The organism is Flavobacterium tistrianum (genome assembly GCF_003254545.1).
Lineage (GTDB): Bacteria > Bacteroidota > Bacteroidia > Flavobacteriales > Flavobacteriaceae > Flavobacterium > Flavobacterium tistrianum.
The window spans coordinates 80,003-100,385 of the sequence record NZ_QJRH01000071.1; the positions used below are offsets into that span (position 1 = coordinate 80,003).

General features: G+C 33.2%; 18 protein-coding genes and 1 tRNA gene. 9 read left to right on the forward strand and 10 right to left on the reverse strand.

What is annotated here, in order from left to right; all coding sequences use genetic code 11:
• Nucleotides 1-30: 30 nt before the first annotated feature.
• Nucleotides 31-876 (reverse strand): class I SAM-dependent methyltransferase, encoded by an 846-nt coding sequence (locus DMB71_RS15400; RefSeq protein ID WP_111367570.1) that lies wholly within the window; start codon nt 874-876, stop codon nt 31-33.
• Between the two features lie 439 nt (nt 877-1,315).
• On the opposite strand from DMB71_RS15400, the gene DMB71_RS15405 reads away from it, so the two are divergent.
• Nucleotides 1,316-1,771, forward strand: coding sequence for a hypothetical protein (locus DMB71_RS15405; RefSeq protein WP_111367572.1), 456 nt, complete (start codon nt 1,316-1,318; stop codon nt 1,769-1,771).
• A 46-nt stretch (nt 1,772-1,817) separates the two neighbouring features.
• Here the strand turns inward: DMB71_RS15405 and DMB71_RS15410 are convergent.
• Nucleotides 1,818-1,899, reverse strand: a tRNA-Leu gene (locus DMB71_RS15410).
• A gap of 110 nt (nt 1,900-2,009) precedes the next feature.
• Between DMB71_RS15410 and DMB71_RS15415 the strand changes: the two genes are divergently transcribed.
• Both DMB71_RS15415 and DMB71_RS15420 read left to right on the forward strand, forming a co-directional pair.
• Complete coding sequence (locus DMB71_RS15415) at nt 2,010-3,398, forward strand: dipeptidase (protein WP_008466344.1); 1,389 nt, start codon at nt 2,010-2,012, stop codon at nt 3,396-3,398.
• A gap of 257 nt (nt 3,399-3,655) precedes the next feature.
• Nucleotides 3,656-4,618 carry a DUF6624 domain-containing protein gene (locus tag DMB71_RS15420; RefSeq protein ID WP_111367574.1) on the forward strand — a complete coding sequence of 321 codons (963 nt, stop codon included), beginning with the start codon at nt 3,656-3,658 and terminating at the stop codon, nt 4,616-4,618.
• Nucleotides 4,619-4,724: 106 nt separating this feature from the next.
• On the opposite strand, the gene DMB71_RS15425 is transcribed toward DMB71_RS15420, so the two are convergent.
• A complete protein-coding gene (locus tag DMB71_RS15425; protein WP_111367576.1) occupies nt 4,725-6,089 on the reverse strand; it encodes a saccharopine dehydrogenase family protein in 1,365 nt (454 codons plus the stop codon).
• Nucleotides 6,090-6,275: 186 nt separating this feature from the next.
• Here DMB71_RS15425 and DMB71_RS15430 point away from each other — a divergent pair, with 186 nt between their 5' ends.
• Together DMB71_RS15430 and pckA are read left to right on the forward strand one after the other, a co-directional pair.
• Nucleotides 6,276-6,662: a DUF423 domain-containing protein gene (locus DMB71_RS15430; protein ID WP_111367578.1), complete on the forward strand. Its 387-nt coding sequence runs from the start codon at nt 6,276-6,278 to the stop codon at nt 6,660-6,662.
• A gap of 300 nt (nt 6,663-6,962) precedes the next feature.
• Nucleotides 6,963-8,567 (forward strand): phosphoenolpyruvate carboxykinase (ATP), encoded by a 1,605-nt coding sequence (gene pckA, locus DMB71_RS15435; RefSeq protein WP_111367580.1) that lies wholly within the window; start codon nt 6,963-6,965, stop codon nt 8,565-8,567.
• 57 nt (nt 8,568-8,624) lie between these two features.
• Here the strand turns inward: pckA and DMB71_RS15440 are convergent, their stop codons facing one another.
• Complete coding sequence (locus tag DMB71_RS15440) at nt 8,625-8,930, reverse strand: helix-turn-helix domain-containing protein (protein ID WP_111367582.1); 306 nt, start codon at nt 8,928-8,930, stop codon at nt 8,625-8,627.
• 130 nt (nt 8,931-9,060) lie between these two features.
• Between DMB71_RS15440 and DMB71_RS15445 the strand changes: the two genes are divergently transcribed.
• Genes DMB71_RS15445 through DMB71_RS15455 form a run of 3 tightly spaced genes read left to right on the forward strand, consistent with a single transcriptional unit; the run spans nt 9,061 to nt 12,790 of the window.
• Nucleotides 9,061-9,282 (forward strand): hypothetical protein, encoded by a 222-nt coding sequence (locus DMB71_RS15445; protein WP_111367584.1) that lies wholly within the window; start codon nt 9,061-9,063, stop codon nt 9,280-9,282.
• A gap of 56 nt (nt 9,283-9,338) precedes the next feature.
• Nucleotides 9,339-10,076: a GLPGLI family protein gene (locus tag DMB71_RS15450; protein WP_111367586.1), complete on the forward strand. Its 738-nt coding sequence runs from the start codon at nt 9,339-9,341 to the stop codon at nt 10,074-10,076.
• A gap of 53 nt (nt 10,077-10,129) precedes the next feature.
• Nucleotides 10,130-12,790, forward strand: a complete 2,661-nt coding sequence (locus DMB71_RS15455; protein ID WP_239452989.1) for a TonB-dependent receptor — start codon at nt 10,130-10,132, stop codon at nt 12,788-12,790.
• A gap of 101 nt (nt 12,791-12,891) precedes the next feature.
• On the opposite strand, the gene DMB71_RS15460 is transcribed toward DMB71_RS15455, so the two are convergent.
• Complete coding sequence (locus DMB71_RS15460; RefSeq protein WP_111367590.1) at nt 12,892-13,950, reverse strand: phytase; 1,059 nt, start codon at nt 13,948-13,950, stop codon at nt 12,892-12,894.
• A gap of 75 nt (nt 13,951-14,025) precedes the next feature.
• Nucleotides 14,026-16,836, reverse strand: a complete 2,811-nt coding sequence (locus tag DMB71_RS15465; RefSeq protein WP_111367592.1) for a TonB-dependent receptor — start codon at nt 16,834-16,836, stop codon at nt 14,026-14,028.
• A gap of 239 nt (nt 16,837-17,075) precedes the next feature.
• Between DMB71_RS15465 and DMB71_RS15470 the strand changes: the two genes are divergently transcribed.
• Nucleotides 17,076-18,176, forward strand: a complete 1,101-nt coding sequence (locus tag DMB71_RS15470; protein ID WP_111367594.1) for a DUF4407 domain-containing protein — start codon at nt 17,076-17,078, stop codon at nt 18,174-18,176.
• 143 nt (nt 18,177-18,319) lie between these two features.
• On the opposite strand, the gene DMB71_RS15475 is transcribed toward DMB71_RS15470, so the two are convergent.
• The 4 genes from DMB71_RS15475 to DMB71_RS15490 all read right to left on the reverse strand — a co-directional run bounded on the left by DMB71_RS15475 (nt 18,320) and on the right by DMB71_RS15490 (nt 20,233).
• Complete coding sequence (locus tag DMB71_RS15475) at nt 18,320-19,033, reverse strand: PH domain-containing protein (protein ID WP_111367596.1); 714 nt, start codon at nt 19,031-19,033, stop codon at nt 18,320-18,322.
• A gap of 72 nt (nt 19,034-19,105) precedes the next feature.
• On the reverse strand, nt 19,106-19,477 hold the full coding sequence (locus DMB71_RS15480) for an MmcQ/YjbR family DNA-binding protein (protein WP_111367598.1): 372 nt from the start codon (nt 19,475-19,477) through the stop codon (nt 19,106-19,108).
• A gap of 6 nt (nt 19,478-19,483) precedes the next feature.
• On the reverse strand, nt 19,484-19,834 hold the full coding sequence (locus DMB71_RS15485) for a DUF4260 domain-containing protein (protein ID WP_111367600.1): 351 nt from the start codon (nt 19,832-19,834) through the stop codon (nt 19,484-19,486).
• On the reverse strand, nt 19,835-20,233 hold the full coding sequence (locus tag DMB71_RS15490) for a GNAT family N-acetyltransferase (protein ID WP_111367602.1): 399 nt from the start codon (nt 20,231-20,233) through the stop codon (nt 19,835-19,837).
• Nucleotides 20,234-20,383: the final 150 nt, after the last annotated feature.

The following is a 20,383-nucleotide window of genomic DNA, read 5'->3' on the forward strand; positions in this document are numbered from 1 at the left end:
TCGGAATGACAAAACTAGACGGATTTGTGATCATTTCTCTCCAGAAATCACAAGAGCATTTCCGTCAATATTGACATTTCCGTCAGGGAATTTTTCATTTACTTGAACAAAAACTTCTTGTTTGATTTTTTCTCTCATTTCAACGTCGGCATTGCTGAGCGCGGCAACAAAAGGCGCGGCAATTTCTGTGATTAGATTCCAATAAGTTTCTGCAGTACCGCAATTTAATTTGCCAGTCAGTTCTTTTTCGGAAGTATTTTTAAATCCAGCTTGTTGGAAAATATCAGCAATTAAACCGCTTTTCGAACATCGAAACATTCCTGGAGCTTCGGGAGGCGGAGGAGTGAGTTGCATGTTTCTGTTAATTGTTCCGCCAACAGCGGTGACCCAGAAATTTTTCTCAGGTCCGCTCCAGACTGCGGTTGCGATTTTGCCACTAGGTTTCAGAACCCGATACATTTCTTTTGCTGCCAAAAGCATATCTGGAAAAAACATAAAACCCATTCGGCAGCTTATCGCATCGAAAGTATTGTCGTAAAAAGGAAGTTCGGTGACATCGCACGCTTGAAATTCAACATTTGTGATTCCTTTTCTAAAAGCATTTTCGCGCGCGATGGTAAGCATATCGTCAGCGAGATCGGTAATAATGACTTTTCCGTCAGAAAGCATCGTGGCAATGCTCAAGCCTGGTTCGCCAGTTCCAGCCGCGACATCTAAAATTACGTCAGATCCTTTTGGGTTTATCGAACGAATGATTTCATCAGCAAAAGGCTTCATAAAATCCAGAATTTCATGATCCCATTTTTTCCAGCCTGGAGAAAATTTATTCCAAGAGGCTTTCTGCTGTTCTCGAATTTCTTGTAGTTGTGATTCCATTTTGTTTATTGTTAAGTGGTTGAAATCGAATTTTATAACCGAAACAAAATTTGGGGAATTTGTTCTGCAATAGGCAGAGAGAAGGGTTTATTGGCAGATTTTTTGGATTAGTAAAGATACGGAAGAAATCTTTTTGTTGAGTTAGATTTTGGTGATAATTTGTTGGTTTGTAGTGTTTTGAATGTTTTTTATTTCCGCCCAGTTTGTTATTTCGACGAAAGGAGAAATCTTCGCAAGTAACTACTTAACGGAAAGCCAATCTTTGCGGAGCTTCTCATGGAGATTTCTCCTTACGTCGAAATGACAATATAATGGTTATGTTTCTTAAAATAATGTGTATGAGTAATTGATAAAATAATTTCTCATTTTACGATTTTCCGTAAAATAGTCAGTTCATGCCAAATTACATTTGATCATTATTAATTTAAAAAGAAAAAAAATGAAAAAATTATTATTGGCGGTTATTTTGATTTCAGGTTTTAATCTTAATGCACAAATAATGAGACGTTCTGAAGAAAGTAAGCCAGATGAAGTCATTTCTGTAAATATGGGTACTACGAAAATGAGTAAATATGGTGAAATCTATGTTTTAGATATGCCAGATATAACTTCTAAAAGTGATGTAAAATGGAATTTTATGTTTAAAAAGGCAGAGATTCTGGAAATTTATAATGAAGTGTCTAGGACAATGAATAGTGATGAATTTAAAAAAGGAGAGAGCTTTGATTATAAAAATTGGAAGGGTGATATGGTAACAATTCGTTATGATAAAATGATGGGAGTTAAAAGTATTCAGTTCGCAACAATACAAAATGGAACAGTAGAGCATATTGGAGGCACACTTACCTTGAAAAATTTAGAAAAGTTATTTACTATAGAAGGTGTGCATAAGTAGAATAAAAACAAAAAAGCTTCTGAAAAATCTTCAGAAGCTTTTTTTGTGCGGATAATAGGACTCGAACCTACACGCCTTGCGGCACCAGATCCTAAGTCTGGCACGTCTACCAATTTCGCCATATCCGCGGTAATTGTGGGTGCAAAGATAGGCATACTTTTGAATTATCAAAGCATTTTTTGAAAATTTTTTTTAATTCTCTTTTTTGTACTTTTGGTTTTCTATAAAAATAATTTAAATGGAAAATATTAAGTCCTACGTTCAACAACATAAAGATCGGTTTATCAATGAATTGATCGAATTATTAAAGATTCCGTCGGTTTCTGCCGACACTGCATATTCTCAAGATGTTATTGACACAGCAGAGGCTGTAAAAGAAAGTTTATCAAAAGCAGGGTGTGATTATGTCGAAACTTGCGACACTCCAGGTTACCCAATTATCTACGGAGAGAAAATTATAGATCCAAATCTTCCAACGGTTTTAGTTTACGGCCACTACGACGTACAACCGCCAGATCCATTAGAATTATGGACTTCGCCACCTTTTGAACCGGTTATTAAAACTACAGATATTCACCCAGAAGGCGCAATCTTCGCTCGTGGAGCTTGTGACGACAAAGGTCAGATGTACATGCACGTAAAAGCGCTTGAATTAATGGTGCAAAGCAATACGTTGCCTTGTAACGTAAAATTCATGATCGAAGGCGAAGAAGAAGTAGGTTCGGCAAGTTTGGCTTGGTTCGTAGAACGCAATCAGGAAAAACTGAAAAACGACGTAATCTTAATTTCAGATACAGGAATGATTTCTAACCAACAGCCGTCTATCACGACAGGTTTAAGAGGTTTAAGTTATGTTGAAGTAGAAGTTACAGGTCCGAACCGCGATTTGCATTCAGGTTTATATGGTGGAGCTGTGGCGAATCCAATTAATATTCTGGCAAAAATGATTGCTTCGCTTCACGATGAAAACAATCATATTACAATTCCAGGTTTCTACGATAAAGTAGAAGAATTATCTGCAGAAGAAAGAGCAGAAATGGCAAAAGCGCCTTTCAGCCTAGAAAAATATAAAAATGCTTTAAACATTGCTGATGTTTACGGCGAAAAAGGGTATGTAACGAACGAAAGAAACTCAATCCGTCCGACATTAGACGTAAACGGAATCTGGGGCGGTTATACTGGAGAAGGCGCTAAAACGGTTATTGCGAGTAAAGCTTTCGCTAAAATCTCAATGCGTTTGGTTCCAAATCAAGATTGGGAAGAGATTACAGAACTTTTTACAAAACATTTTACAAGCCTTGCTCCAGCTGGAGTTACGGTAAAAGTAACGCCTCACCACGGTGGTCAAGGTTATGTAACTCCAATTGACAGTATTGGTTATCAGGCAGCAAACAAAGCGTATACAGAAACGTTTGGAGTTCCTGCAATTCCGGTTCGTTCTGGAGGAAGTATTCCAATTGTGGCTTTGTTTGAAAAAGAATTAAAAAGCAAAACAATCTTAATGGGATTTGGTTTAGACAGCGATGCAATTCACTCGCCAAATGAGCATTTCGGAATCTTTAATTACTTGAAAGGTATTGAGACTATTCCGTTGTTTTACAAGTATTTTGTGGAGCTTTCTAAATAAGTTTTTTAACCGCAAAGAGCACAAAGGTTTACGCAAAGTTCGCTAAGATTTTTAAAGTAAGATTTATAAAAGTTCGCAAAGTTTTTTTCACAAAGCTTTGCGAACTTTGCGTTTATAGGCAAAGCTTTGATTAAAATCCTTATGTTTTTTGCGGTTAGAAAATAATTGCAAATAAGAAAAAAGCTTTAAAATTTAATTCTACATTTATAGAATATAGTTGTAAAGCAAATAAATTTGAAAAACCTTAATCTTACTTTATGAAAAAAACTATTGTTTTTATTTTAATATCTCTGAATTTCGGTTTTTTAAATGCTCAAAATTATAAGGAATGGGTTCGAAAAGCAGATTCTTCTTATACGGCAAAGAACTATAAATTGTCTGTCACTTATTATAGTAAAGCTTTTAAAATCGAGCAAAAATCATTTATGGATTTCTACAATGCGGGCTGTTCTGCGTCAATGGCAGAAGAAAACAAAAAAGCATTCAAATGGCTGAATTTATCCATTGATAAAGGATATGAAAACATTTCACATATTCAAATTGATCGTGATTTGAAACGTCTTCATTCAGAAAAAGAGTGGAAAAAGACAATTGAGAAATTACAAAAGAAATTGGAGATTATTGGAGCAAATTACGATAAGGCGTTAGAAAAAGAATTGGCGCTGATTTATACCGAAGACCAAGAAATTCGTGGAGAATTTATGAATGTTTATAAAGTTCCAAATCCTGATAAGAGGAAAATCGATAGCATTGGTAAAATTATGAATAGAAAAGACAGCATTCATCTGATTAAGGTGATGAAAATACTTGATGAAAGAGGTTGGTTAGGAAAAAATGTGGTGGGTGAACAGGGAAATAAGACGTTGTTTTTGGTTATTCAGCACGCCGATTTAGAATATCAGCAAAAGTATTTGCCGATGATGAGAGATGCGGTCAAAAACGGTAATGCAAATCCAGGAAATCTAGCATATTTGGAAGATCGAGTAGCTTTGAGAGAAGGAAGAAAACAAATTTACGGTAGCCAGGCAGCAAAGAACAAAAAGACAAATAAAATGTATATATCTCCAATGATAGATCCCGACAATGTCGATAAAAGACGTGCCGAGGTTGGACTGGGAACCATAGCTGAATATGCAGCAAAATTGAATATCGTATGGAATTTGGAGGAGTACAAGAAAGAATTACCTGAAATGGAAAAACTTGAAAATATTAAGCAATGACACTATTTTAAACCCAGAAGAAAAAAAATCCGCTTCTTGATGGGAGAAGCGGATAAAATTAAAAACTAATTAAAAAAAAATTCTAAAATAAACATGCAGACCTAGACTAGAACAAGTCTGGGTTGTATCCAAAATAAGGTACATTTTGTTCATTAAAAATGACCCCATATTCTTCTAACTCTTTCAGGATCGGTTCGTAAACTTCTTTTTTAATAGGAAGCTGAACTCCTGGAGTTGTGATTTTTCCGTTTAAGATTAACAAAGTGGCAATCGCAACCGGAAGTCCGACTGTTTTTGCCATGGCTGTATAAGTCTGGTCTTCGCCAATACAAACCATTTTAGAATCGATTTGCTTCTTTTCTCCATTCAATTCATAACCAAATTTATGATACATCACGATCATATCTTTATCTTCAGGTTCAAGAGCCCAACTGTCGGTCAAGATTTTTTCTAAGATTTGCGCTGGAGTAGCGTTTGGCAGATTTACTTTTTTGTTTGGGTTAAATAAATCCAGTTCCAAAAGCTTGTCCCACATAATATCGTCCTGATCAATTTTTAAGATCAATCGAGTTTTAATTTCAACAGAATCTGTTGGATGATACGGAAGAAAAGAATTAATAAACTGACGATAACTCATATTTTCTGACCCCTCTAAAATATAGCTATCATCAGTCATTCCAAGCTGAACAAACATGTTCCAAGCGCGAGAATAACCCACTCTTCTGATTGTACCTCTATATAAAGTAAGAATATCATCTAAACCATAAATTGATCTGTATTTAAGAGAATCACGATTAGAATACGCTTCAAATTTTCCGTAACCCTCTACTTCTAGAAATTCAGTTCTGCGAAACAAAGCGCTATATGGAATGTATTTATAAGTTCCTTCCTGAATAAACTTCGCTGCACCACCTTGTCCCGCCAAAACTACATTTCTTGGCGCCCAAGTAAATTTGTAATTCCATAAATTATTGTCAGATTCGGGAGCTACAAGTCCGCCGCAAAAAGACTCAAACAAAAGCATTTTACCGCCTTTCGATCTGATTTCGTCAATGACTTTCATGGCGCTCATATGATCAATTCCTGGATCAAGACCAATTTCGTTCATAAAAATCAGATTGTTTTGAATGGCTTCTTCGTTCAAAGCCTGCATAGCATCACTAATATATGATGCAGTAACAAGATGTTTTTTAAATTCGATGCAATCTTTTGCAATCTCAATATGAAGATGTGCAGGAAGCATAGAAATTACTATTGAAGCATTTGCAATAGCTTTTTTTCTTTCTTCAGAATTAAAAATATCTAAGGCAAGTGGAGTGGCATTTGGGTGATCTTGAGTTTTTGCTTTCGCAAGATTTAATGAAAGGTCGGCTACAGTTAAATGCAGCTTTTCTTCATTAGATTTTGATAGTAAATATCGAATCAAAGAAGATGCAGATCTTCCTGCTCCAAATATTAAAATGTTTCTCATGTCTTAAATATTTAACACAAATATATTTAAATGTTATAAATATAACAATTCAAATTAAAGAAAATTAAATTATTTTTTTCGCAAAACCCAAAAAATAATTTGATTTTGTTCTAAATAATCTAGAAACAAAGGCGATTTTTCAGTTCGTTTGAAGTATTTTTGTTGAAATTTCAAAAGAGATATATTATGAAAAGAAGAATCATTCTAACTGGAGCTTTTATTGGTATGCTGGCTATTATTTTGGGTGCTTTTGGTGCTCACTTATTGAAAAAATATCTTTCGGTTGATCAATTAAATACTTTTGAAGTTGGTGTTCGTTACCAAATGTATCACGCTCTTTTTCTTCTTTTTTTATCTACCCAAAAAGATATTGCAGAAAAAACCTTGAAAACGATCTATAATTTGGTAGTTGCAGGTGTTTTGCTTTTCAGCGGTTCAATCTATTTATTGGCAACAAAAGACTATACTTTGTTCGAATCTAAAATTATCGTATTCGCAACACCTTTGGGTGGTTTCTTATTAATTATCGCTTGGATGCTATTATTCTTTACGATTTTGAAGAGAAAATCATAAAATACCGAAAAAAAAATTCTGTCTAAGAATTAATCTTTAATTTTGTCACATAAATAACATATAACTTTATTTGTGTGACTTTTTTGTATTTTATATTGTCAAACAAAAATAATATAACAAATTCGCGCATAAGGTTGTAAATAAATAAATTAGGAGCGATTATTTTTTTCTTTTTGTAATTTTAAAAGTGAAATTTTTCTTTTTTGATAGAAATCGAAGTGAAATTTAATTATTTTAAAAGAAATAAAAATTAATCTGTAATTTTGCTTTAACAAAAAATCACACACAACTTAAAAATTTATGGACACTAATACAGTTTTGGCGCAATCGATTTCGTTAAAAGAGTTAGGAATTGAAAATGCAAAAGTTCGTTATCAACTATCTGCAGATGAATTACACGCGATTACTTTGCAGTCAGGTCAAGGTGTTGAGAATTCTACTGGAGCGTTAGCAATTAATACAGGTGAATTTACAGGTCGTTCTCCACAAGATCGTTTTATCGTAAAAGATGATATTACTAAGGATCAAGTTTGGTGGGGAAATGTAAATATCCCATTTGAGCCTCAAGCTTTTGAAAAGCTTTATAATAAGGTAACAGCATTTTTATCAAACAAAGAAGTTTTTGTTCGTGATTCTTATGTGTGTTCTGACCCAAATTATAGATTGAATGTTCGTGTTGTAACAGAAACTGCTTGGTCAAACTTGTTTTGCTACAATATGTTCTTACGTCCAGAAGCTTCAGAATTAGCTAATTTTACTCCAGAATGGACCGTAGTTTGTGCGCCAAGTTTTATGGCAGATCCTGCTGTAGATGGAACACGCCAGTCTAATTTTGCTATTTTAGATTTTACTAAAAAAATTGCTTTAATTGGCGGAACAGGTTATACAGGAGAAATGAAAAAAGGAATTTTCTCTGCGTTAAACTTTATTCTTCCAGTTTTCAAAAATACACTTCCAATGCACTGCAGTGCCAATGTTGGTGAAGCAGGAGACACAGCAATCTTCTTCGGATTGTCTGGTACAGGAAAAACAACTTTATCTGCAGATCCAGAGCGTAAATTAATTGGAGACGATGAGCACGGCTGGACAAATGAAAACACTGTTTTCAATTTTGAAGGCGGATGCTATGCAAAAGTTATCAATTTAACTGAAGAAAATGAACCAGACATTTTTAGAGCAATCAAAAAAGGAGCGCTTTTAGAAAATGTGGTTTTCAAAGCAGGAACAAACGTAGTTGATTTTGATGATGTTTCTATCACACAAAATACTCGTGTAAGTTACCCAATTACACATATTGATAATGTACAGCCAGGTTTGATTGGACACAATCCTAAAAATATATTTTTCTTAACGGCAGATTCTTTCGGAATCTTGCCTCCAATCTCAAGATTGACTCCAGGTCAGGCAGCGTATCACTTTATTTCTGGATATACAGCAAAAGTTGCTGGTACAGAAGCTGGTGTGACAGAGCCTCAGCCTAATTTCTCTGCTTGTTTTGGAGCGCCATTTATGCCTTTGCACCCAACGCGTTATGCTGAAATGTTGAGCAAGAAAATGAAAGATGCGGGCGTAAAAGTTTGGTTAATTAACACAGGATGGACTGGCGGTGCTTACGGAACAGGAAGCCGTATGAAGCTTAAATATACTCGCGCTATGATTACTGCTGCATTAAAAGGAGAATTAAACGATGTAGCGTTTAAAAATCATGAAGTATTTGGAATTGAAATTCCTCAAGATTGTCCAAATGTTCCAGTGGAAATTTTAAATCCTAGAAATACTTGGGAAGACAAAGATTTATATGATAAAAAGGCATTAGAATTAGCTCATAAATTCAAAGCTAATTTTGCCAAATTTGAAGAGTTTGCAAATGCTGAAATCTTAGCAGGAGCACCAATTACAGAATAAAAGGAATTATTTAATTCAAATAAAAAAGCTGTTCAGAAATGAACAGCTTTTTTTGTTTCAAGTTTTATTTTTTCTTTTATACTCAATAATTATTTTTTTTAATTCGTTTAATATTATAGCGGACGATCTTTCAATATTGAAATTAACAGCATCTTTGTTTGATATTTTTTTTGTGCTGAAAAAGTCTAAATCCTTATTAAAAAATATACAGACTTTAATCATAAAATAAATATCAATTTTTTTTGCTCTACTATTTTCAATCTTAGATAGTTCACTTTGAGTTATTTCTAGGTAATCTGCCAATTTACTTTGTGACAAATTATTCTCTTCTCTTAATTTTTTGATTTTGAATCCCACAGACATAATTACTGGTTTTGATGATAATTAGTTAAAAAGTGAATAAGTATTATTCTATATCGATATAGAAAGAAAAAGACTATAAAAATATCTTTGTAATATATAAAAAATAGTATTAATATTACAAATTAAGATTATGAAAAAATTTTTATTTACAGTTTTTGCTGTTGTTGGGTTTAGCGCTATTTGTGTTGCTAATAATCAATTAGATGTTAAAAAGATTCAAGTTAAAATTGTTTTTGCAGACTGTAGACAAGATCAGGAAGCAGCATTTGATGACTGTATGTCTAATGGATGTGGTTATTATGAATCTTATTTTTTTGGTGCAGCAGCATGGGGTAGATGCATGGGAGCATAATCCTGAATAATAATGGGCTTTCTGCAATGAAAGCCCATAATAAAATTGTATAAATTATGATAAGTAGATTAATTTCCATTTTGTTTTTTTTCATAATCTTTACTGCTTCTGCTCAAATAGAAAATGGTAAAATTGAATATGGTACAAGTATCGAAATGCTTGAAGGACTAAAAGAAAATGGGGCATTCAAAAATATATATAGAGAGACAGTTGAAAATGCTAAGTACTTAAGCTTTACATTAAATTTTGATAAAGAGAGAGCCGTTTTTTCCTTTAATGAAGGTTTGACAGTTGACAATTCTGATCTTTTTATGGCTAAAGTATCTGCTGGCTATATGAATGAGGTTTATCAATATAAAGATTTTTCGCTTTGCGCTGTTTTCGGTTTTGGTAATTATGTTTTAAAGACAGATGCTATAAAAGATTGGGTGCTAGAAAATGAAACTAAAGAAATTGAAGGATTTCTATGTTACAAAGCAACTTCAACTAAAAGAGTAAATAATGGCAAAGGAAGTTTTGCCTTTCCAGTTATTGCATGGTACTGCCCAAAGATTCCTGTTTCATTTGGACCAAATGGATATGGTAATTTGCCTGGTTTGATATTAGAATTACAAGTGCGAAACGTCGTGTATGGCGTTAAAAAAATCGATTTGAATTTAGCGAAGCCTCCAATAATGGGTAATCCTAAAGACTATCCCATAATCAATCAATCAGAATTTGATGAAATGGTAATGACTGCATTTAAAAATAGAAATTCTGTAAATGGTTTTAAAAAGCCTGATGATAAGTTTTAGGTTTTTGTTTATTTTAAAAATAATATTTAACACCTTCACAAGAGGTAATGCTAATGCTTAAAGTTACCCTTTTCTTTTTACTTCCTTTAATTTGTTTCTCTCAAATAAAAACTTTAAGAGGAACAATATCTTCTGAGGCCGGTGTTTTATTAGAGTCCGCTAATATAATAGCCAAACCTTTACAGGACAAAGCCAGCTTAAAATTTGCTATAACTGATAATAAAGGACGATATCTCTTAGAGCTCGATAAAAATATCGATTATGAAATCGTTGCCTCATATATTGGTTTTAAGGATGAGCTCCTAGTTCTGAATTCTAATTCGGACATGACTTTATATAATTTTAAATTGCATTCAAGTGGTGAAAAATTAAAAGAGATTGTCATAAAGCGTGAATATAAACCCATAGAAATTAAGAAAGACACCATTACTTTTAATGTAAAAAGTTTTGCGAACGGAAATGAACGCAAAATGAAAGAAATTCTAGAAAAACTTCCAGGAGTTGAAGTTGATAAAAATGGGATTGTAACGGTTCAGGGAAAAAGAGTTACCCAGATGTTGGTTGAAGGAAAAGCTTTTTTTGGTGGTGGATCTAAATTGGCAGTTGAAAATATTCCGGCGGACGCTCTTGATAAAATTGAAGTCATCGATAATTTTAACGAGGTTGGCTTCATGAAAAAGGTATCGGACAGTGAAGATTTAGCGATGAATGTAAAGCTGAAAGAAGAAAAAAAGAAGTTTGTTTTTGGCGATATTGAGGCAGGTTTGGGGATAGGGGTTGATAAATCGTATCTGCTGCATTCGGGTTTGTTTTATTATACTCCAAAATTGAATATAAGCTTTATAGGTGACCTTAATAATATCGGAAAAAGCACTTTCACCTATAGTGATTTGAGAAGATTTACGGGCGGAACAAGTAATTATATAATGAAAAAAAAAGTCTCAAATGACTTGTTGTATGCACTTACAAAAGACAATGTTGATGTGGTTGAAAATAAATCACAGTTTGAAGCTCTAAATGTTAGTTACAATTTTTCTTCAAAGTTTAATATTTCGGTATTTTCAGTTTTTTCAAAGGTTTTAACAGAAACTAAAAACGTTATTCAAAATGAATATTTAGAGAACAATGATCACACTTTTGAAAATAAGGCAGAAATTAATAACAACATAAATAATTTAAATATCACCAATTTAAAATTGGATTATACGCCAAATAAGAACCAAAAATGGCTATATAATGTGCAATTTCAACTGGGGACAAATAATTTAAAAGGTATTTTAAATTCTTCAACAATTACAAATTCAAATGTTTTCAAGACAATTAGTGATACAGATAATAAATCTTTTAAGCAATATTTAGAATGGCATAAAAATTATAGTACCTCTCACATTCAGACACTAGCAATTAATCAATCATATGAAGACACTAAATCTCAAAATCAATGGTTGACCAATAAACCTTTTTTAGTGGGAGTACTTCCGTTTGAGAAAGATACAATATATAATATTGAGCAATTAAAACAACTAAAAGCAAACACTGTTGATGCTGTTTTTAAACATTATTGGATAATCAATAGCCATAATCACCTATATCTAAATATTGGAAATACATTTGAAAATTCAAATTTTGAAACTTCGGAAAAACAACTGTTAAGCGATAATACTATTAATGATTTTATTAGTGCAGGATTTGGAAATAGAACGAGATATCAATTTGTAGATGTTTATGGTGGTTTAGAGTATAAATTTAAAATAGGAAAATGGACAAACAAAGCAGGGCTATATTATCATTGGTACAATTCAAAAACAGAACAATTGGATGGGAATTATAGTTTTTTGCGTAAAATAGCACTGCCACAATGGAATAGTGAATTTGAATTCAATCAATCAGAAAAAATAACATTTAATTACAAACTTGAAACAAATTTCCCCGAAGTGTCATCACTTTCGGATGGTTTTACTCTTCAAAAATATAATTTAGTGTATAAAGGAAATGCATTGCTTGAAAATGGGAAATTTCATTCTTTCAATGTGTTTTATAACAAGATGAACATCTATAAAGGACTTTGGTTGAATGTTTTTTCAAGCTATACTAAGCGAACTGAGATTATAAGAAACGAAGTAATTGTTGACGATATTAATCAGTATAATTCTCCATTTTTAGGAAATAATCCAGAAACATCAGCACTTTTAAATGGTAGTATAGCTAAGAAAATATATCGATTTGAACTGAAACTGAATGCTAATTTAACTTGGCTAAGTTATTATCAAAAGCTAAATAATATAATAACACTAAATGAGAGAAACGCTCAAAATCTGGCTTTCTCTTTTAAGACAATATATAAAGAATGGCCAAATTTTAATTTTAAATATGAAAGATTTAATCAATTTAATGGATTAACAAATTCAGATTATAAATCAGACATTTTTAGTGGAGATTTTGAGATCACAGTTTTTAAATTTTGGACATATAAATTAAACTATCAAAATCTTAAAAACAGCAATTCTAATGGCAGAAATAATTTTTATGAAATAACAAATACATCCTTGAGGTATCAAAGAAAAAATAGCCCTTTTGGATTTGAATTGATTGCTAATAACTTATTCGATGTTCGAAGAAAGAATAGTTATTCATTTTCAGATTACATCATAAGTCAACAATCAACATATGTTTTACCAAGAGTTTTAATGTTTTCTATGAATTATAAATTATAAAAAAGCTGTTCATAACTGAACAGCTTTTTTTAGTTGGTTTCCAATCGCAGTAAAAAAAATAGACACTGAACACGGGACTGCGACTGAAAACCTTGAAACTTTTATTTTTTGCCTTCGTCTATTCGTTTTTGAATTAAATCCCAAGCATAATAATGGAAAGTCATTCCGTTACTCATCGCTACGAAAAGTCCATTTTTGAATTTTGGTCCTAGATTTACACTAGTAGCATCTGCACCATCACATTCAATTGTCGAAGTCGGAACTTCTGCCAATAAAGGATGATTGTTCGGATTTCCGTTTGCACCTTCTCTTGGATAAACCATAAATGAATTTGCTTGCTGGTTGGATACTAAAATATATCCTGTAGAATCTGTTTTTTTGTAGATCGCGATTCCTTCGTGATCTGCCTTGAAATCTTTTTGACCAAAGAAAGCCAATTCTTTATTATCATTTAAAGCCGGATCTGCTTTGTATTTTCTTATTCCAGACTGCTCATCGCAATAATAAACAAAAGCTAATTCGTTGTCTACTGCAATAGCTTCGATTTCTTTTTTACCGCTATACGTTCCGAATTTGCGAACGACTTTTGCTATAGCAAATTTTCCGTTTCCAGAAAGCTCATATTGCCATAAATAACTTCCAGTAGGCCCAGTTTTTCTTCCCACAATAGCAAAAATCTTTCCGTCAGTTTTACGAGTGTATAAAGCAACTCCCATTGGATCACGCTGTGCTTCTCCTTCAAAAACAGGAATTCCGCCATTATCAATTGGTTCTAAATTAGGTAAGCTAAAAATTCTAATTTTATTTTCTTCACGCTCTGTCGTAACGGCAACATCTACTTTTTTTCCGTCAATGATTAATCCGTAAGCGATATCAACATTGTTTGGGCGTTTTAAAGGAATTGATTTTTTAAGGATTTTTCCATTCAAATCAAAAGCATATAAACCTCCGTTTGTATCTTTATCTGTTCCAACAATAATGCTTTTTGAAGCATCAGTTGGATTAATCCAGATTGAAGGATCGTCTGTATCATGAGGCAGAGCTTCTGTAACCGCTGTTGGTTTTACGGCATTTGGCTGAATTGGCGCTAATTTATCGTCTTTACAAGCTGTAAATGATAAGCTTAAAAGTAAAAAAGCAACTAAAAATTTATTTTTCATTTGTATTATATATTTTAATGCAATTAGACAGAGCATTAAACTCTGTCTAATTTAAGAATTTTAAAAAAGTGCAGATTACAAGTCTAATTTCAATCCGAAATTGTAACGTGGCTGGTAATATTCTGCTTGTTTTGTATGTGCAGCAACTCCTTGGTAATAGCGCAACGGCTGATTAGTTAAGTTATTTGCTTCAGCAAAAACACGTAATTGTTTCGTGATTTTATAAGAAGCATTGGCATCTAAGAAAAACTGCTTGTCATAATAACTGTCTTTATAAGACTCAGAACCTAATTCATCTAAATAATCAGAGGTAAAGTTCGTTGAGATTCTAGCAGAGAAACGTTTGTTTTCCCAAGATAAAGATCCGTTAAACATGTGAGGCGTTGTCCCTGGAAGGCTAATGTCGTTTCTTTCGTTTCCGTCTTCGTCAGCAATTCCGCTTGCTTTAGATTTTGTGTAAGTATAGTTCAAATAGATACCAAATCCTTTTAAGAATTTACCAGGAAGGAAATCTAACTGACGCTGAAAAGCAACTTCAAAACCATAAACATCTACATTTTCTCCATTTCTTGATTGTAAAAATGACCAGTTTTCTCCCGCTGGAATTGGGTTTGCTTGATTAGGGAAATCTGCAGCAAATTTCGCATCAGTATATTGATTATCGCTGTAGTTGTAAATGAAATCATTTAATCTTTTGTAGAAAACACCTCCAGAAATTAAACCAACAGATTTGAAATAATTCTCAGCCATGAAATCATAATTGTATGAATATGTAGCTTTAAGATCTGGATTTCCAGCTGTAATTTCTTTATCGGCAGCAATATTGTTTACATAAGGAGCCAGTGCATAATAGTTTGGTCTTGCTAAAGCTGTTGTAGCAGCCGCTCTTAAAACTAAATCTTTTGTCGCATTGTATTGTAATGAAATACTTGGCAATAAATTAGTGTAAGAGTTGGTGTTGTTGATTTTGCTTTCTAATTCTTCCTCGTCTAATACACGGTTTCCTGTATAATCGATATGAGTATTTTCAACACGGAAACCTAAAACCATAGAAAGTTTATCGTTAAAATCCTGATCCCATCTTACATAAGCAGCAGTAATTCTTTCTTTAGCGTTATAGTTTACCGCTAAATATTCTGCTGGATCTGCTTCTTTATCAAATAAAGCAGGATTGTTCAAATCTAAACTTCCTAAGAAAGCTGTAGAAGCAAAAGTTCCCGGCACGTATTTACTTCCTGGATTAAAATCTTTTCCTTCAAAATAGCTTGTTGGAACTTGAGATAATAGTTCCATATCATCATTAATTGGCTCATAAGAATAAAACATATTGTTTCTTTCTTTTTCTTTTAAGCGAAGTCTAAGACCCGTTCTTAATCTTCCTTTTTCTCCAGCAATTACAGAGAATGGGAAACGGATGTTTACTTTGGCTCCAAATTCGCTTTCGCTTGTTTCATCTGTGTTTTCAGTAATCGAATCAAATTTAAACTTGTCAACTGACTCGCCAACTGTTGTTATTAAAGGAAATCTAATGTCTGATAAATCTTCAAACATTTCTAAACCTTTCTGACGGTATTCAATGTAACGTTCACCTGGACGATATTCTCTTGCTTTTGCATAATTAGCAGACCAATCTAAATCTAATGTCGAATTGATTAAATGCTCTCCGCGAATAGAATAATTCTGAACTCTTTGATCTTCTAATCTTCGGTTTTTATTTCTATTATTGTCTAAACCTCCTTTTGTCTGACGTTTTACACGACCTTCAAAACCAACAATTTCTTCACCATTATAAAGTGGTTCAATATCATCGTAAGTAGTTCTAAAACGGTTTTCTCTGTCATCTCTCCAGTTGTAAATTGCATTGGCAAAAATGGTATTGTTGTCATTGAATTTATAATCTAAAGCAACAGATCCGCTTCGGCGAATACGCTGAACATCATATTTTCTAATTTCAGAGGCTTGTAAATATTCATTTCCAAAATCATCTTTTACCCATTCGTTTTCGATATTATCAGAACCGTAATCTACATTGTTATAAGATCCGCTGAAAACCACTCCTAATTTATTGTCGATAAAACGATTACCATAAACGAAACCAGCAGTGTAAGAAGCGTGGTCACGAATTGGCAAATATCCTCCTGCAAGAGTTGCAGAGATTCTTTCTCCGTTTGGAGTTGCTCTTGTAATTAAGTTTACAGAACCTCCAATTGCATCAGCATCCATATCTGATGTAAGCGTTTTGTTTACTTCGATTGTAGAAATCATATCAGACGGAATTAAGTCCATTTGAACGTTTCTGTTATCTCCTTCAGCAGACGGAATACGATCACCATTTAAAGTCACAGAGTTCAAAGAAGGAGCCAAACCTCTAATAATAATGTTACGAGCTTCACCTTGATCATTCTGCATGGTAATACCTGGAACACGTTTTAAAGCATCTCCCACGTTAGCATCTGGAAAACGTCCCATTTGATCAGAAGAGATTACGTTTCCGATATTTTTATTGTTTTTTTGCTGATTCAAAGCTTTTGCCTGACCTTTTAAAATGTCTCCGACCACAACTTCTTTCAGTTCGTTTTCAGAAGCTTTAAGAGCAAAGTCAATCACATTGTTTCTTCCTTGCTCAACTTTTATTTCTTGAGTTAAAGTAGTATATCCAATATACTTTACTTCAACTTTATAAGTTCCTTCATTAATATTTAATAATTCAAAACGACCGTTATAGTCAGAAACGGTGTATTTTTTTTCGCCTACAATTTGAACCATAGCTCCAGGAAGAGGCAGTTTGTCATCTGCGTCTAATATCTTTCCAGATATAATGGCTTTCTGAGCAAAACCTGTAAAGGCGAATAAAAAGAATGCGGTTAATAGATAAAATTTTTTCATTGTGTGTGTTTAGTTTGATTCGGTTGCGAAGCTAAAACCTCAATTTTACTAAACCCTTCAAAAAAAATTAACATAGTGTTATGATTCCTAGTCAACATTAGAAATAGATTAATGTTAAAATAACATTTAATAAAAAAAGGAATTTTATAGAGCCAAGTAAAAACAAATCAACTATTTATCTGATAATTAAAATTTTGGCGCTAAATTTGCCGTATCATCATAATCAAAAATCATCAATCATGTTAAAACAATTTTTTATCCTATGTTCAGGAGTCGACCGAGACCTCTTGAAAGACTGTTCAGAAGGCGAACAAACCAAATATGTTGGTATTGGCGCTACCGTATTCTTCACAGCAGTTATGGCTTTCTTAGCCAGTGCTTATGCACTTTTTACCGTTTTCGATTCTATTTATCCCGCTTTGATTTTTGGATTTGTATGGAGTTTACTGATTTTTAATTTGGATCGATTTATCGTTTCTACGATTAAGAAAAGAGATCGTTTTCTGGACGAATTTCTGCAGGCAACTCCGCGTATTGCATTGGCTATTATTATTGCTATTGTAATTTCGAAACCTTTAGAAATTAAAATCTTCGAAAAAGAAATCAATACCGTTTTATTGAAAGAGAAAAACGAAATGGAATTGGCCAATAAAAAACAAATCGGAACTTATTTCAAAACAGATTTAGATAAAAATAAAGCTGAGATTGCAGCTTTAAAAGCTGATATTGTAAAGAAAGAAAAAGAAGTAAACGATTTGTATTCGGTTTATATTACTGAAGCCGAAGGAACTGCTGGAACTAAAAAACTAGGAAAAGGTCCGGTTTATAAAGAAAAACGAGAAAAGCACGATGCTGCTCTTAAAGAATTTGAAACTTTAAAAAAGACAAACGAAGCTAAAATTGCCGAAAAAGAAAAAGCAGGCGTACAGCTTCAAGCCGATTTAGACAAAAAAGTTTCGCAAACCCAACCCATCATCGAAGGTTTTGACGGATTAATGGCGCGTATCAATGCTTTAAATAAACTGCCTTGGCTTCCGTCATTTTTTATCATGCTTTTGTTTCTAGCGATCGAAACATCACCTATTATTGCAAAATTATTAGCGCCAAAAGGGGAGTTTGATTTCAAACAAGAAGAAGCTGAAACTGCGATGAAAGCAACTTTGGCACAAAACAAATACCAACGTGATTTATTAGTGAAAACAAGTGCCGAAATGCATGACAGAGTTTATGCAGATATTGCCGAAGACAAAGGCTTATTCGATTTACAGCGAAAGAATGCAAAAGAATTACTCGAACTGCAGTCGCATAAATTTGTAGAAAAGCAGAAGGCAACTTTGTAAATTATTTAACCGCAAAGAACACAAGGTTTTTTCGCAAAAGGTTCGCAAAGTTTTTTATAAAAAATAAAACCCATCAGTTATGCTGATGGGTTTTTCTTTGCGAACCTTGCGTAAAAGTCTTAGCGACCTTTGCGGTTAAGCTACTACATGTAGCTTAGTATCTCTTTTTTATAAGCATCATATTCTCCCTGCATGATCAAACCATTATCGAGAAGTTTTTTGTAGTTCTGTAATTTATCAAAAAGCTCTTCTTTAGATAAATCACTTAATTTACGTTCTCCGGTTGGCTGAGCTGGCTGAGTCGGAAGCGGTTCGTAAGTTTCCGTAACAGCTGGAGCAGCAGGTAAAATTTCTGCAAAACTTGTTACTTCTTCCGTTTCAACTTCTTCAATTTCTTCCTCTGCTTCTTCTTCAAAAACAGGTTCAGCAGTTTCTTGAATTGGCGTTGCTGTTTGAACTGGATTTTTTAATAAATCCAATTGTTCTTTGGCATAAGTATAAATTTTTCTAGCCTGAATTTTCGGAATATAGTCAATAGAAACTGCTATGTCAGTTTTAGTGCCAAATGAAAATTCAGAACCTAAAATATTTTCTTTTACAAAAGTACTCGCAATATCATCCCAAGTATAATCGGTAAAATCCATAGAAAGACCTAAGTTCTTAGGTTTACAAATAATGATACGTTTGTTTGTTAATACAATACTATCTGGAAAAACTGTAATTGCAGGCTTTTTTTGTACTGCGATATATCCAACTTCTTCGCCTTTCATCAATAAATCGTTAAGTTTCGAAGTGATTTTTTCAATCGCTTTTGGATCTTGTTCTTCGTTCAGAAATTTTTTAAATTGTTCTTTCATGATGCTATAAATTGCTAATTTGCAAACTGATTCGGGTTTTTAAGTTTTGAACTTACCCTGCAAATGTAATGCCTAATTTTCTAATTCGCTTATTTCATTTTGAATTTTCTTTGTCAAACTTTTGAAAACCAATTCATATGAATGATCTATCAATTCCTTGACAAATTTTAAGGGTAAATTTCCGTTCAAGGCTATTGTATTCCAATGCACTTTGCTCATGTGATATCCAGGTTGAATTTCGTCATATTCGGCTCTAAGTTCCTGCGCGCGGTCTGGATCGCATTTTAAATTGACAGACTGCTCGTTTTTTTCCCATTGCGATAAAGAAGACAAGGCAAACATTTTGCCGCCAACCTTAAAAACCAGAGTGTCTTCATCAAAAGGAAAATGCTCGCTGACACCTTTTTTAGACAGACAATATTCGTAAAACGTTTCTAAATTCATAACTGATTATTTACCAATTTCACCCAAATGTGTATACTTAAAACCTTTTTCGTATTTCAATCCGTAACTAAAAACACGATCCATTGCCGAATGCGAAAATAAAATAATTCCTGTTAATTGAATAATTTCAATACTTAAATAACATCCGATTGCATAAATTAAAAGTGCGATTCCTTTATGATGAAAGATATTATAAGCCAAAGCGCCAATTTTATTTCCAAAAACATATCCAATCATTGATAAATCGGGTGCTAAAATTAAAACTAGAAACCACCACCATTCGTAATTTAAACGGTTAAAGAGAAATATTCCAAGAATAAATAAAGCCGCTTCTTCTAGTTTTAGAACTGTTTTCATTTAGACTATTTTTTCCATCATCTTTTCAGGATGATTCAGTTTTGTAAATCCGAATTTTTCATATAAAAAGTGAGCATCGGTTGTTGCCAATCGCCAGATTTTTACCTCTTGCAATTCTGGTTCCTTCATCATTGCATCAATTAAAATGGATGAATAGCCTTTTCCGCGATGCGCTTCATCAATAAAAACATCCATTAAATATGCAAAAACCACATAATCGGTTATCACGCGGGCAAAACCAATTTGTTTGTCATCCAAATAAATTCCGAAACAAACCGAAGCATCAATCGTGCGCTGTACTTCTTCTATAGTTCGACCCGCAGCCCAATAAATGTCTTTTAAAAAGTTCTGTATAAACGGAACGTCGAGTTTGGTTTTATCTGTTGAGACACTAATCATAGTTTGTTGTTTTTTTGCCACGACCCGAGCGATAGCGAACAGGCGAAGCAATTACACGAATTTACGCTAATTTCTATTTTTATTCTGCCACTCCCGATAGCTATCGGGATAAAAAGATTAACACAGATTAAAATCATTTTAATCCTTATA

Bases quoted from the DNA above. Each gene is read 5' to 3' on its own strand.
- DMB71_RS15400 (WP_111367570.1), bottom strand. From the start codon at position 876: ATGGAATCACAACTACAAGAAATTCGAGAACAGCAGAAAGCCTCTTGG.
- DMB71_RS15405 (WP_111367572.1), top strand. From the start codon at position 1,316: ATGAAAAAATTATTATTGGCGGTTATTTTGATTTCAGGTTTTAATCTT.
- DMB71_RS15415 (WP_008466344.1), top strand. From the start codon at position 2,010: ATGGAAAATATTAAGTCCTACGTTCAACAACATAAAGATCGGTTTATC.
- DMB71_RS15420 (WP_111367574.1), top strand. From the start codon at position 3,656: ATGAAAAAAACTATTGTTTTTATTTTAATATCTCTGAATTTCGGTTTT.
- DMB71_RS15425 (WP_111367576.1), bottom strand. From the start codon at position 6,089: ATGAGAAACATTTTAATATTTGGAGCAGGAAGATCTGCATCTTCTTTG.
- DMB71_RS15430 (WP_111367578.1), top strand. From the start codon at position 6,276: ATGAAAAGAAGAATCATTCTAACTGGAGCTTTTATTGGTATGCTGGCT.
- pckA (WP_111367580.1), top strand. From the start codon at position 6,963: ATGGACACTAATACAGTTTTGGCGCAATCGATTTCGTTAAAAGAGTTA.
- DMB71_RS15440 (WP_111367582.1), bottom strand. From the start codon at position 8,930: ATGTCTGTGGGATTCAAAATCAAAAAATTAAGAGAAGAGAATAATTTG.
- DMB71_RS15445 (WP_111367584.1), top strand. From the start codon at position 9,061: ATGAAAAAATTTTTATTTACAGTTTTTGCTGTTGTTGGGTTTAGCGCT.
- DMB71_RS15450 (WP_111367586.1), top strand. From the start codon at position 9,339: ATGATAAGTAGATTAATTTCCATTTTGTTTTTTTTCATAATCTTTACT.
- DMB71_RS15455 (WP_239452989.1), top strand. From the start codon at position 10,130: ATGCTTAAAGTTACCCTTTTCTTTTTACTTCCTTTAATTTGTTTCTCT.
- DMB71_RS15460 (WP_111367590.1), bottom strand. From the start codon at position 13,950: ATGAAAAATAAATTTTTAGTTGCTTTTTTACTTTTAAGCTTATCATTT.
- DMB71_RS15465 (WP_111367592.1), bottom strand. From the start codon at position 16,836: ATGAAAAAATTTTATCTATTAACCGCATTCTTTTTATTCGCCTTTACA.
- DMB71_RS15470 (WP_111367594.1), top strand. From the start codon at position 17,076: ATGTTAAAACAATTTTTTATCCTATGTTCAGGAGTCGACCGAGACCTC.
- DMB71_RS15475 (WP_111367596.1), bottom strand. From the start codon at position 19,033: ATGAAAGAACAATTTAAAAAATTTCTGAACGAAGAACAAGATCCAAAA.
- DMB71_RS15480 (WP_111367598.1), bottom strand. From the start codon at position 19,477: ATGAATTTAGAAACGTTTTACGAATATTGTCTGTCTAAAAAAGGTGTC.
- DMB71_RS15485 (WP_111367600.1), bottom strand. From the start codon at position 19,834: ATGAAAACAGTTCTAAAACTAGAAGAAGCGGCTTTATTTATTCTTGGA.
- DMB71_RS15490 (WP_111367602.1), bottom strand. From the start codon at position 20,233: ATGATTAGTGTCTCAACAGATAAAACCAAACTCGACGTTCCGTTTATA.